The organism is Pseudomonas sp. ATCC PTA-122608 (assembly GCF_001952855.1).
In the GTDB taxonomy this organism is placed as follows: Bacteria; Pseudomonadota; Gammaproteobacteria; order Pseudomonadales; family Pseudomonadaceae; genus Aquipseudomonas.
The window spans coordinates 37,794-50,157 of record NZ_LPNO01000014.1 but is presented as its reverse complement, the minus strand read 5'-3'; the positions used below and the strand labels follow the sequence as shown (position 1 = coordinate 50,157).

Below are 12,364 nucleotides of genomic sequence, written 5' to 3'. Positions count from 1 at the left end.
TTCGTTTCAGGGGCAGGTCACGCCGTCTCTGTCACCCGCTGCTGCGTTTTCCCCTGAGCCTCGGCCCAGTTTTCCGGCAAGTTGATGTAATCCACCAATTCCCGCAACCGGCCCTGGTCACGCCCATTGAAGTTGAATACCAGCCGCGTCAAATGGCTGAAGCTTGGCTCGTCATGCTCCTCGCCGGTGTACGCAATTTGTTGGAAGTCGCCACTGAGGCGAAGACTGGCAAATGCCTCCTGCAGGTGGGCCAGTGCGTGGTCACTCAACGGATGATGCATGCGAATCACAAATTGGCGCTTCAGCCAGCGAGTGGAGTGGAAGTTCGCATAGAACTGATTGATCTCTTCCACTGCCTCTTCAGCGTTGTATACCAGGCGGACCAGCTTGAGGTCGGTGGGCAGGATATAGCGATTGGCTTCAAGCTGGCTGCGGATAAAGTCCAGGGCGCCTTGCCAGAAGCTACCGCCCGGTGCATCCAGCAGTACCACTGGAACCAGCGGGCTTTTGCCGGTCTGGATCAGGGTGAGTACTTCCAGCGCTTCATCCAGGGTGCCGAAACCGCCCGGGCACAGGATCAAGGCATCGGCTTCCTTGACGAAGAACAGCTTGCGGGTGAAGAAGAAGTGAAAGGACAGCAGGTTCTCGGTGCCATCGATGGTCGGGTTGGCGTGCTGTTCAAAGGGCAGGGTAATGTTGAACCCCAGGCTGTGCTCCAGGCCAGCCCCTTCGTGGGCCGCCGCCATGATGCCGCCCCCGCCGCCAGTAATCACCATCAGGTCCGAGCGCGCCAGAACTGCGCCCACTTCCCGGGCCAATGCGTACAGCGGGCTTTCCACCGGTGTGCGCGCCGAGCCGAACACGGTGACTTTGCGTCGGCCCTTGAATTGTTCAAGCACACGGAAAGCGTGGTCGAGTTCGCGGATGGCCTGCAAGGTGATCTTGGCATTCCAGCGGCTGCGGTCGTCCTGGGCCATGCGCAACACGGTGAAGATCATGTCGCGATAAAGGGGGATATTCGGGCTGTTGGGCGCAATCAGGTGGAGTTGCGCTTCGACCTGCTGCGTGAGGTCGGTGCCGTTTTCTTCAAATTGACGGATCAGGAGTTCATTCGGTTCGTAAGGCATTCAACTTCTCCTTCTTCACAGAACCCTGGGTGCCGGCGAGAAATTCGTCGGGACCACGACACTGCATGTGTCGTTGCCTCTGATTAACGAGGTGGGCGAAACCGGTTCTGTATGTTCCTTATGTTTAAAAACCTTTGCACTGCACGCTCAGGAGGGCAACCCTCTTTTGCCCTGAAAATGTTACAGAACGGTGTGAAAACCCGATGTTCCAGGCTTTCAGGATGAATTGATCATGAGCCTATAAAGTCTTGGCTGGCAACCGCTTATTGATCACTTCTGAGGGAGTTTAGACGTTGCCGCGAACGGGCACTTACGGATAGTTCGGTGGGGCATATTGCGCGCCGCTGATCAGCGGCGCGCGACAGGGGGCATTACTTATTTTTTCTTCTTCGCAGCAGCCGGTGCGGGGCAGTCTGCTTCCTGGAACTTGACCGACGCCACCGGGCGGTTGGTTTTATTCTCGGTAATGTCGTAGCGCATGATCGCACCCTTGGCCATCAGCTCGCGATAACCCTTGTTCAGGCACACGCTTTGGCCCAGTTGGAAGTACACCGCCTTGGGGTTAGCGCGCATTTGCTCGGCGCGGTCGGGCAGTACGCTGAGATGGTCAATCAGCTGCAAGCCTTCAACGGTGTAAGCCACTTCCAAGGTCTTTTCGTCGATTTCCCGTGGCAGGTCTTTGTTGGTTTCCTCTGCGACGCTTTGCAGCTTCCTGTTCATTTGGGCCTCCAGCAACGAGGCCGCTTGGGCACCCAAAGGCAAGGCCAACGCCAGGGCGACGGACGGAACAACAGTGCGCAGCATAAGACGCAGCATAAAACTCTCCTGATTCGGTTACTGGTGCATAGACCAGCCACTGCGCTGTGCGTTCAGTGGCGCGGGATTATAGGTGAGCGCCTGCCATTACGGCCAGCCTATTGCCGGGAAGTGCAGGTAGGCGAGGGTGCCTCTGGTAAACTCCGGTAACTTTTACCTTCCTGAGTTCTATCCGTGTCGATTTCCACTTTCCTGCAGCGGCGCACCCGATGAGCCATGCCGTCTCCCGTTTGCGCACCCAGCGCCTGGCGCGCGCCCTCAAGCCGTTCGTGGCGCGAGGCTCGCGTGCCGAGCGCTGCCCCGGCTGCCGGGTAATTCCCGAGTATTGCCTGTGCGCGTGGCGGCCCAAGGTCCAGGCCAAATCCGGCATGTGCCTGCTGATGCATGACGTAGAGCCGATGAAACCCAGCAACACCGGCTGGCTGATTGCCGATGTGATCAACGACACGACAGCGTTCCCCTGGTCGCGGACTGAGGTAGAGCCCGAATTGCTGACCTTGCTGGCTGACCCGCAATGGCAGCCTTATATCGTCTTCCCCGGCGAATTCGTGGCCCCGGAGCGGGTGGTCAATCAGGTCAAGCTGGAAGAGGGCAAGCGCCCGCTGTTCATTCTGCTGGACGGTACCTGGAGCGAGGCGCGCAAGATGTTTCGCAAGAGCCCGTACCTGGAGCACTTGCCGGTGCTGAGCCTGGCGCCCGAGCAACTGTCGCGCTACAAGCTGCGCCGCTCCAAGCGTGATGACCACTTCTGTACCGCTGAAGTCGCTGCGCTGTGCCTGGAACTGGCTGAAGACCAGGCGGCCAGCGAAGTGCTGGATGCTTATCTGGATGTATTCAGCACCCACTACCTGGCCGCCAAATTTCAGCTGGCGCTGGACCCGGCCGATGTCGTCCATACTCGCCTTGCACCTTATCTATAGGTGTCATGGCCAGCCGACCTTTGCATGATGGCCGCGTAAACGCGCAGCCCGCTAGAATGGCCACGGGCGTAGCGCTTGACCACCCAGGCTACGCTGGGCATGCTTGGCGCCGATTGGGGCGCTGTCACAGATTGGATACGTCGTCTTTTGACGTTGAGCGCGCCCTTTGGTGACTGCTGGCCTGGCAGACACCTTGCGTGTTGGCGAGCACTGAACCCATCAGTGTCCCCATAAAAACAGGATCATTTAATAAATGGCCACATACGAAATCCTGATTGCCGATGATCACCCGCTGTTTCGCAGCGCGCTGCACCAGGCGGTCACGCTGGGCCTGGGGCCAGATGTACGCCTCGTCGAAGTGGCCAGCATTGCCGAGCTGGAAACCCGCCTCACTGAAAAATCCGACTGGGACCTGGTTCTGCTGGACCTGAACATGCCCGGTGCCTACGGTTTTTCCGGGCTGGTGCTGTTGCGCGGGCAATACCCGCAGATTCCGGTGGTGATGGTCTCGGCCCAGGAAGAGGCTTCGGTGGTGGTGCGCTCCAAGGAGTTCGGTGCCAGCGGTTTCATTCCCAAGTCCAGCTCCATGGAAGACATCCAGAAAGCCGTGCGCACGGTGTTGGATGGCGATGTCTCCTGGCCGCCGCAGGCCTTTGAAGAGATCAATGTCTCCGACGAAGCCAAGGCCGCCCGTGATGGCCTGGCCAGCCTGACGCCCCAGCAGTTTCGCGTGCTGACCATGGTCTGCGAAGGCCTGCTGAACAAGCAGATTGCCTACGAGTTGAGTGTGTCGGAAGCGACCATCAAAGCCCACGTTACAGCGATTTTCCGCAAGCTGGGCGTGCGTACCCGGACCCAGGCGGCGCTGCTCTTGCAACAACTTGAGTCAATTTCGCAGCATTAAGACACTGTTCATTCACGTTTTTTTGACTTTGCGTGCTCTAGTTTCCCCACACCTTTTTGCTCAGTTGCCTACTCTATGTCGCCTTTCAAAGGTCAAACCGGTATCAAACGTATCTTCAACGCGGGGGGATATTCCCTGGATGGCCTGCGTGCGGCATTCACTGGCGAGGCGGCTTTTCGTCAGTTGGTGTTGCTCAATGTCATCCTGATCCCGCTGAGTTTCTTCCTGAATGTCAGCCGGGTAGAGCGGGCGCTGCTGATTGCGGTGTGCTTGCTGGCGTTGATCGTCGAGTTGCTCAACTCCGCAGTTGAAGCGGCGATCGACCGGATTTCCCTGGACCTGCACCCCTTGTCGAAAAACGCCAAGGACATGGGCAGCGCCGCGCAGTTCGTCGCGCTGACCATGATTACCCTGGTGTGGGCCGTGATCCTGATCTAGGCAATGGTCGGCAGTACAATCTCGTCGCTGCGCTGCACGCCGGCGGTAAAGGAACGGCACAGCTCGAGAAATTCGCGCATGGCCGAGGTCTGGTACTTCTGCTTGTGCCAGATGAAGTAGAACTGCCGGGCCAGGTCCAGGTCCGGGGTTTCCACCGGTACCAGGCTGCCGCGCCGGAAGGCGTCGCGCAGCGCCAGCCGGGAGATGCAGCCAATTCCCAATCCTGATTCCACCGCCCGCTTGATCGCCTCGGTGTGTTCCAGCTCCAGGCGGATATTCAGCGCGCTGCGGTGATGCCGCATGGCCTGGTCAAAGGTCAGGCGCGTACCGGAGCCTTGTTCCCGCAGGATCCACGCCTCATGGGTCAACTCTTCCATGGTTGCCTGGCCGCGCTTGGCCAGATGATGCTGGGGCGCACAGAACACCACCAACTCGTCTTCCACCCAAGTTTGCACCTCGATGTCCGGGTGGCTGCAGTCACCTTCGATTAGACCCAGATCAATTTCGTAGTGCGCCACCTGATGCACGATATGCGCAGTGTTCTGCACATGCAGCTTCACCTGGCTCTCGGGATGCTGCTGCATGAAGCTGCCGATCAGCAGCGTGGCCAGGTAATTGCCGATGGTCAGGGTCGCGCCGACCGCCAGGGAGCCGAAGCCCGACTTGCCGTTGAGCAGGTCCTCGATCTCCTTGGCCTGGTCCAGCAGCGCCACTGCCTGGGGCAATAGCTGATGCCCGAGGGCGTTGAGGCTCAGGCGTTTACCGGCGCGGTCGAATAATTGGCAGCTGGATTGACGCTCCAGCTCGGTAATCGAGGTGCTGGCGGCGGATTGAGATAAGGCCAGAAGGCCAGCAGCGCGCGAGACGCTTTCCTGCTGGGCGACGGCGACGAAGACTTGCAGTTGACGTAGAGTAAATCGCATATCGATATAACCGATAACCCTTATCTTAATAATCCAGTTAACAGATATTGTCGCCGCCATTAGAATGCTGTGCAATTGCGCATCCATCATTTGGCGCAGACCCATTTCCAGGAGTCCCCCGTACATGAGCAACATGAACCACGAGCGTGTCCTCAGTGTTCATCACTGGAACGACACTCTGTTCAGCTTCAAGTGCACCCGCGATCCGGGCCTGCGCTTCGAGAACGGTCAGTTCGTGATGATCGGCCTGCAACAGCCTAATGGCCGCCCGCTCATGCGCGCTTACTCCATTGCCAGCCCGAACTGGGAAGAGCATCTGGAGTTCTTCAGCATCAAGGTGCCCGATGGCCCGCTGACTTCCCAATTGCAGCACTTGAAGGAAGGCGACGAGATCATCATCAGCAAAAAACCGACGGGCACCCTGGTGCTTGACGATTTGAAGCCGGGCAAGCACCTGTACCTGCTCAGCACCGGTACTGGGCTGGCGCCATTCATGAGCGTGATCCAGGACCCGGAAACCTACGAGCGTTTCGAAAAAGTGATCCTGTGCCACGGCGTGCGTTACGTCAACGAAGTCGCCTACCGTGAATTCATCACCGAGCACCTGCCGCAGAACGAGTTCTTCGGCGAGGCCCTGCGTGACAAGTTGATCTACTACCCGACCGTGACCCGCGAGCCGTTCGAAAACGAAGGCCGCCTGACCGACCTGATGCGCAGCGGCAAGCTGTTCAGTGACATCGGCCTGCCGCCGATCAATCCTGAAGACGACCGCGCCATGTTGTGCGGCAGCCCGAGCATGCTGGATGAAACCAGCGAAGTGCTGAACAGCTTCGGTCTGAAGGTCTCCCCGCGTATGCGTGAGCCGGGTGACTACTTGATCGAGCGTGCGTTCGTCGAGAAGTGACCGTGGGTCACTTGTAGGAGCGAGCTTGCTCGCGAAAAACGTTAACGATAACGCGCGTATCCTGGATTAGCGCGGTGTACTTGCGTTCTTCGCGAGCAAGATCGCTCCTACAGGTGACTGAGTCACCAAAGAAAAGCCCGCGTTGCCTGTAAAGGCAGCGCGGGCTTTTTTGTTTTCGGGATTTACTTGGTCGCAATCACTTCCAGCACACAAATCATCCCGGCCTCGGGATAGTGCCACCGCACGTCCACATCCCAGAACTGCGCCCCGTATTCCCGCTCTGGCCCCGGCGTCTGGTACGCCGGCCGTGGGTCCTGCGCCAGACACTGCTCGATCAACGCCACCAATGGCTCGTCAAGGCGCTGAGCGTGGCCTTGTGCCTGTTGCAGCGCAGTCTTCAGCCACTGCACGGGAATCAGCTGTGGCGCAGCGCTGGCGATGCTGTTGGCCGCAGTGTCAACGATGTCTGCGTACGGCACGTACGGCTTGATATCGAGAATCGGTGTGCCATCCAGCAGGTCGATGCCGGATATCCACAGGCGGCCGTCCTCCACCTTGTCCAGCTTGACCACCGATTGGCCAATGCCATTCGGCCGGTGGGTCGCGCGAGTAGCGAATACGCCCATGGACTTGTTGCCCCCCAGACGCGGCGGGCGCACTTTCAGGCGGGGCTTGTCTTCCAGTGCCTGGTGGAACAGGAACAGCAGCCACACATGGCTGACCTGTTCCAAACCCTGCACCGCCTCACCCTGGTCGAACGGCGCCACCAGTTCCAGCACGCCTCGGGCGGCGGGCGCCAGTTGTGGCTGGCGCGGGATGGCGAACTTCTCCTTGAAACAGGAGCGGACAAAGCCGATGGGCGAGACGGTGTAGGTCACGGGCTTACGCGAACGCGCAGGGTCAGGCCCTTGAGGAAGTTGCGCAGCAACTGGTCACCGCAGGTGCGGTAGTTGGTGTGGCCGAACTTGCGGAACAGCGCGCTCAGCTCAGGCTTGGACACCGGAAACTCCGAAGCCTTGAGGATCGCGTGCATGTCGTCTTCCTTCAGTTCGAAGGCCACGCGCAGTTTCTTCAGGATGATGTTGTTGGTCACCGGCAGTTCGATTGGCTGCGGTGGACGGGTTTCGTCCTTGCCGCGCTTGAAGATCACCAGGCCATCGAGGAAATGCGCCATGACTTCGTCAGGGCAGAACACGAAGCCTTCTTCCTCGTCTTTCTTGAGGTAGGTCAGCAGGTCGTCCTTGGTGACTTCCATGCCGCCGAGCTTGATGATCTCGACCATCTTGTTGTCGCTGATGTCGAGCATGTAGCGCACGCTGCGTAGTACGTCGTTGTGAATCATGGTGGGCAATCCTGGTCATTCAACTGTGGACACCGCCCAGGCAGGCGGTATCGAGAGATTCGGCGGCGAAAAAAGTCTTAGAACTTTTCTTTGCCGGACAGATAACGCCATTGGCCTACCGGCACTTTGCCGATGGAGACTCCGCCAATGCGGATGCGTCGAATGGCGACGACTTTCAGGCCAACGGCTTCGCAGAACAAGGCAATCACACCCGGTTGCGGGTTTTTCAACGCAAAGCGCAGGCGGTTCTCGTTCTGCCAGCTGGCTTTCACCGCTGGCAATTCCTTACCTTTGTAGGTCAGGCCGTGGTTGAGGCGGTTCAGGCCGTGGGCGACCATGTCGCCGGACACTTCCACCACGTATTCCTGTTCGATCTTGTTCGCGTCAGCGGTCAGCTTGCGCAGGATCTTCCAGTCCTGGGTGAACACCAACAGGCCGCTGGCCTTGGCTTGCAGGTCGCTGCTGGCGGTCAGGCGCAGGAAGTGGCCTTTGAGCGGGCGCTTGCTGAAGCGGTGTTCTTCCGACAGGGTCTCGGCGTTGATCGACGCCATGGCCGTCTCGGCATCCACACCGGCAGGCGTGTGGAACAGGATGGTCACCGGCTCCGGCGCAGTGGCCTTGGCCTCTGGGTCAAGCTCGACCGTCTGGGTGGTGACCTTGAACTGCGGCTCGTCGATCACTTCGCCGTCCACCGTGACCCAGCCGCCTTCGATGAACAGCTCAGCCTCCCGACGGGAGCAACCGACCAGTTCGATGAGGCGTTTGGAGAGGCGTAGGGGTTCAGTCATGACAAGGGCCGAAACAAAAGGGGGCGGCTATTGTACCTGTGTGGCGCCGGTTAATCCCGGCTCCATTTCATTTAGCCGCGACGTGCCTGTTGCTGGGCCTGGCGCAAACGCATGTGCAGCAACGGATAAGGCTGGCCCATGCCGTCGTGGTCCGTGCGTCCGATCACCTCAAAGCCTTGCTTGAAGTAAAAACCCAGGGCCTGCGGGTTCTGTTCGTTGACGTCGAGTTGGTCGGCGTTCATGGACTCGATGGCATAGCGCAGCAATTGCCGGCCCAGGCCCTGGCCACGGTGCTCGGGATCGATAAACAGCATCTCGACCTTGCCCGCCGCCACTCCGGCAAACCCGGTGATGCGTTGGCGCGAGTCCTTGGTGCAGATCAGCATCACCGCGTCGAGGTAGCGGGTCAGCACCAGGTTTTTCAGCAACTCGATGTAACTGTCCGGCAGGAAATCATGGGTGGCTCGCACCGATGCCTCCCAGATACGGGTCAGTTCCTGATAGTCGCTGGATTTGGGTGTATGGATAACCGAATGCTGACGCATGCCCGCTGCCCCTTGCTGATGTTTGGCGCTGATGGGCCAAACGATAGACCTAAAAAAGCCCCGCATCTTGTCCAGAGGCAGGGCTTTTTCATTTCTTTACATCTTATGCGCGCTTTTCAGCCCACAGGTCGTACTCGTCGGCGTCGGTCACGGTGCACCAGACCTTGTCACCCGGCTTCAAGTCGCTGGCATCGTCGATGAACACGTTGCCGTCGATTTCCGGCGCATCGAAGAAGCAACGGCCAACCGCGCCTTGCTCGTCGACTTCGTCGATCAGTACTTCGATCTCACGGCCGATGCGCAGTTGCAGGCGCGCCGAGCTGATGGCCTGCTGGTGCGCCATGAAGCGCTCCCAGCGGTCCTGCTTGACGTCGTCCGGCACGATGGCAGCGTCCAGCAGGTTGGCCGGAGCACCTTCCACCGGGGAGTACTGGAAGCAGCCGACGCGGTCCAGCTGGGCCTCGGTCAGCCAGTCCAGCAGGTACTGGAAGTCTTCTTCGGTTTCGCCGGGGAAGCCGACGATAAAGGTGGAGCGGATGATCAGTTCCGGGCAGATCTCGCGCCAGTTCTTGATGCGCGCCAGGGTCTTGTCTTCGAAAGCCGGGCGTTTCATGGCCTTGAGGATCTTCGGGCTGGCATGCTGGAACGGGATGTCCAGGTACGGCAGGATCTTGCCGGCGGCCATCAGCGGGATCAGCTCGTCAACGTGCGGGTACGGGTAAACGTAGTGCAGGCGCACCCATACACCGAGGCTGCTCAGGGCTTCGCAGAGTTCGGTCATGCGGGTTTTCACCGGCGCGCCGTTCCAGAAACCGGTGCGGTATTTGACGTCGACGCCGTAGGCGCTGGTGTCCTGGGAGATCACCAGCAGCTCTTTCACGCCGGATTTGACCAGGCGCTGGGCCTCGTCCAGCACGTCGCCCACCGGACGGCTTACCAGCTTGCCGCGCATCGACGGGATGATGCAGAAGCTGCAGCTGTGGTTGCAGCCTTCGGAAATCTTCAGGTAGGCATAGTGGCGCGGGGTCAGCTTGATGCCTTGCGGCGGCACCAGGTCGATCAGCGGGTTGTGGTCCTGGCGCGGCGGCACTACCTGGTGCACGGCGTTGACCACTTGCTCGTACTGCTGCGGACCGGTCACGGCCAGCACGCTCGGGTGCACGTTGCGGATGGCGCCTTCTTCCACGCCCATGCAGCCGGTGACGATCACCTTGCCGTTTTCCTTGATGGCTTCGCCAATCACTTCCAGGGACTCTGCCTTGGCCGAGTCGATGAAGCCGCAGGTGTTGACCACCACCACGTCCGCGTCCTGGTAGGTGGACACGACGTCATAACCTTCCATGCGCAGTTGGGTAAGGATGCGTTCGGAGTCGACCAGAGCCTTTGGGCAACCCAGGGATACAAAGCCGACCTTGGGGTTGGCTTTTGCGATGGTGGTGGACATGTCTAACCTCGGTATTGAATGACGCCGCCCGTCGTGCACGAAAGGTGGCGGATGGGCGTTTGGCACGCCTCTGATCAAAAAGTGCGCAATTCTATCGACGGGAATCGCTCTTGACCAGCTTTATGCAGGGAAATACGACGAGTGCTGCGCTATGCTTCGCGCCGTTGCACCTGAGTGAATTTCCTCGGTCAATAAATCGTCTGTAACGAGAAGTAAAACAGCGCATGCTGTGGACAGCATAGGCGCCCGCAGCAGGCGCGCTGTTTATAAAAGACCGCAGGTCAAAGGGCAGGAGTGGTTGATGGGTCAGGCAAGTAGTCAGGCAGCAGGTGCCGAGCAGTCCAACGCAAAGCCGATCGGCATGCTGGTGGCGGCAGTGGGGGTGGTTTACGGCGATATCGGTACCAGCCCGCTCTACACCCTTAAAGAGGTGTTTACCGGCGGCTATGGGGTTCAAGTCAACCATGACGGTGTGCTGGGGATCCTGGCGCTGATCTTCTGGTCGCTGATCTGGGTGGTATCGATCAAATACATGCTGTTCGTGCTGCGTGCCGATAACCAGGGCGAAGGCGGCATCATGGCCTTGACCGCGTTGGCGCGACGGGCGGCAGGTGAGCGCAAGCGATTGCGCAGTTTCCTGGTGGTATGTGGCCTGTGCGGCGCGGCGCTGTTCTACGGCGACAGCATGATCACTCCGGCGATTTCCGTGTTATCGGCGGTGGAAGGTCTGGAGCTGGCGTTCGATGGCCTGGAAAAGTGGGTCGTGCCGATCGCCCTGGTGGTGCTGGTGGCCCTTTTCCTGATCCAGAAGCATGGCACCGATCGCATCGGCAAGTTGTTCGGGCCGGTGATGGTGACCTGGTTCCTGGTGCTGGGCGGCCTCGGCGCCTATGGCATCACCCAGCATCCGGAAGTACTCAACGCCATGAACCCGATGTGGGGCGTGCGTTTCTTTGAGGCTCACCCGGGTATTGGCGTGGCCATCCTAGGCGCGGTGGTACTGGCGTTGACCGGTGCCGAGGCGCTGTACGCCGACATGGGCCACTTCGGCCGTAAGCCCATCGCCCGTGCCTGGTTCATTCTGGTGTTGCCGGCACTGGTGCTCAATTATTTCGGCCAGGGTGCCCTGCTGCTCGGCGATCCTGAAGCCGCGCGCAACCCGTTCTACCTGCTGGCGCCGAGTTGGGCGCTGATCCCGCTGGTGGTGTTGTCCACCCTGGCCACGGTGATCGCGTCCCAGGCGGTGATCTCCGGCGCGTTCTCCCTGACCCGCCAGGCTATCCAGCTGGGTTACATCCCGCGCATGCATATCCAGCACACCTCCAGTGCCGAACAGGGCCAGATCTACATCGGCGCGGTGAACTGGTCGCTGATGGTCGGCGTGATCCTGCTGGTGCTGGGTTTCGAGTCCTCCAACGCACTGGCATCGGCTTACGGTGTGGCGGTGACCGGCACCATGCTGATGACCACCATCTTGGTGTCGGCAGTCATGCTGCTGCTGTGGAAATGGCCACCAATATTTGCAGTGCCGGTCCTGGTTTGCTGCCTGTTGGTGGACGGGCTGTACTTCGCGGCCAACGTGCCGAAGATCGTCCAGGGCGGCGCCTTCCCGGTACTCGCGGGGATTGTGCTGTTCGTGCTGATGACCACATGGAAGCGCGGCAAGCAGCTGCTGGTAGACCGCCTCGACGAAGGTGGCCTGCCGTTGCCGATCTTTATCAGCAGTATCCGCGTGCAGCCGCCTCACCGCGTGCAGGGCACTGCGGTATTCCTCACCGCGCGGCCCGACGCCGTGCCCCATGCGCTGTTGCACAACCTGCTGCATAACCAGGTATTGCACGAGCAAGTGGTGCTGTTGACGGTAGTCTACGAAGACATTCCGCGTGTGCCCGTCTCGCGCCGTTTTGAGGTGGATTCCTACGGCGAAGGCTTCTTCCGCGTGATCCTGCATTTTGGCTTTACCGATGAGCCGGACGTGCCCGAGGCGCTGAAGCTGTGCCATCTGGATGACCTGGACTTCAGCCCGATGCGCACCACCTACTTCCTCAGCCGCGAAACCGTGATCGCCTCCCGCATCAAGGGCATGGCGCGCTGGCGTGAAGGGTTGTTCGCCTTCATGCTCAAGAACGCCAACGGCAACCTGCGCTTTTTCAAGCTGCCGGTTAACCGGGTGATCGAGCTCGGTACCCAGGTAGAAATGTAAGCCCAACAAA

13 protein-coding genes are annotated in these 12,364 nt (G+C 59.7%); 5 read left to right on the top strand and 8 right to left on the bottom strand.

Annotated elements, in window-relative coordinates:
• Window positions 1-17: 17 nt before the first annotated feature.
• Window positions 18-1,127, bottom strand: a complete 1,110-nt coding sequence (locus tag AU074_RS15110) for a TIGR00730 family Rossman fold protein (protein WP_076015385.1) — start codon at window positions 1,125-1,127, stop codon at window positions 18-20.
• 375 nt (window positions 1,128-1,502) lie between these two features.
• The gene (locus AU074_RS15105) at window positions 1,503-1,943 is read right to left on the bottom strand and encodes a PA3611 family quorum-sensing-regulated virulence factor (RefSeq protein WP_076015384.1); all 441 of its coding nucleotides are present in this window, start codon (window positions 1,941-1,943) and stop codon (window positions 1,503-1,505) included.
• 209 nt (window positions 1,944-2,152) lie between these two features.
• Between AU074_RS15105 and AU074_RS15100 the strand changes: the two genes are divergently transcribed.
• The 3 genes from AU074_RS15100 to AU074_RS15090 all read left to right on the top strand — a co-directional run bounded on the left by AU074_RS15100 (window position 2,153) and on the right by AU074_RS15090 (window position 4,205).
• Window positions 2,153-2,863, top strand: coding sequence for a tRNA-uridine aminocarboxypropyltransferase (locus AU074_RS15100; protein WP_076015383.1), 711 nt, complete (start codon window positions 2,153-2,155; stop codon window positions 2,861-2,863).
• 253 nt (window positions 2,864-3,116) lie between these two features.
• Window positions 3,117-3,767 (top strand): response regulator transcription factor ErdR, encoded by a 651-nt coding sequence (erdR, locus tag AU074_RS15095; RefSeq protein WP_003208636.1) that lies wholly within the window; start codon window positions 3,117-3,119, stop codon window positions 3,765-3,767.
• Between the two features lie 75 nt (window positions 3,768-3,842).
• Window positions 3,843-4,205, top strand: a complete 363-nt coding sequence (locus tag AU074_RS15090; protein WP_003208635.1) for a diacylglycerol kinase — start codon at window positions 3,843-3,845, stop codon at window positions 4,203-4,205.
• Here AU074_RS15090 and AU074_RS15085 read toward each other — a convergent pair.
• Entirely contained in the window at window positions 4,202-5,128 is a 927-nt protein-coding gene (locus tag AU074_RS15085; protein ID WP_003208633.1) for a LysR family transcriptional regulator, read from the bottom strand. The two genes, AU074_RS15090 and AU074_RS15085, sit on opposite strands and share 4 nt — an antisense overlap.
• A 124-nt stretch (window positions 5,129-5,252) precedes the next feature.
• Here AU074_RS15085 and fpr point away from each other — a divergent pair, with 124 nt between their 5' ends.
• The gene (gene fpr, locus AU074_RS15080) at window positions 5,253-6,032 is read left to right on the top strand and encodes a ferredoxin-NADP reductase (protein WP_003189055.1); all 780 of its coding nucleotides are present in this window, start codon (window positions 5,253-5,255) and stop codon (window positions 6,030-6,032) included.
• Between the two features lie 182 nt (window positions 6,033-6,214).
• Here the strand turns inward: fpr and tsaA are convergent, their stop codons facing one another.
• The 5 genes from tsaA to rimO all read right to left on the bottom strand — a co-directional run bounded on the left by tsaA (window position 6,215) and on the right by rimO (window position 10,151).
• Window positions 6,215-6,910 carry a tRNA (N6-threonylcarbamoyladenosine(37)-N6)-methyltransferase TrmO gene (tsaA, locus tag AU074_RS15075; protein ID WP_076015382.1) on the bottom strand — a complete coding sequence of 232 codons (696 nt, stop codon included), beginning with the start codon at window positions 6,908-6,910 and terminating at the stop codon, window positions 6,215-6,217.
• Complete coding sequence (locus AU074_RS15070) at window positions 6,907-7,374, bottom strand: DUF1456 family protein (RefSeq protein ID WP_076015381.1); 468 nt, start codon at window positions 7,372-7,374, stop codon at window positions 6,907-6,909. The genes tsaA and AU074_RS15070 overlap by 4 nt, the downstream gene beginning before the upstream one ends.
• A 77-nt stretch (window positions 7,375-7,451) precedes the next feature.
• On the bottom strand, window positions 7,452-8,162 hold the full coding sequence (locus tag AU074_RS15065) for an rRNA pseudouridine synthase (RefSeq protein ID WP_076015380.1): 711 nt from the start codon (window positions 8,160-8,162) through the stop codon (window positions 7,452-7,454).
• A 71-nt stretch (window positions 8,163-8,233) separates the two neighbouring features.
• Window positions 8,234-8,707 carry a GNAT family N-acetyltransferase gene (locus AU074_RS15060; protein WP_076015379.1) on the bottom strand — a complete coding sequence of 158 codons (474 nt, stop codon included), beginning with the start codon at window positions 8,705-8,707 and terminating at the stop codon, window positions 8,234-8,236.
• Window positions 8,708-8,810: 103 nt separating this feature from the next.
• Window positions 8,811-10,151: a 30S ribosomal protein S12 methylthiotransferase RimO gene (gene rimO / locus AU074_RS15055; protein ID WP_076015378.1), complete on the bottom strand. Its 1,341-nt coding sequence runs from the start codon at window positions 10,149-10,151 to the stop codon at window positions 8,811-8,813.
• A 301-nt stretch (window positions 10,152-10,452) separates the two neighbouring features.
• Here rimO and AU074_RS15045 point away from each other — a divergent pair, with 301 nt between their 5' ends.
• On the top strand, window positions 10,453-12,354 hold the full coding sequence (locus AU074_RS15045) for a potassium transporter Kup (protein ID WP_076015377.1): 1,902 nt from the start codon (window positions 10,453-10,455) through the stop codon (window positions 12,352-12,354).
• Window positions 12,355-12,364 lie beyond the last annotated feature (10 nt).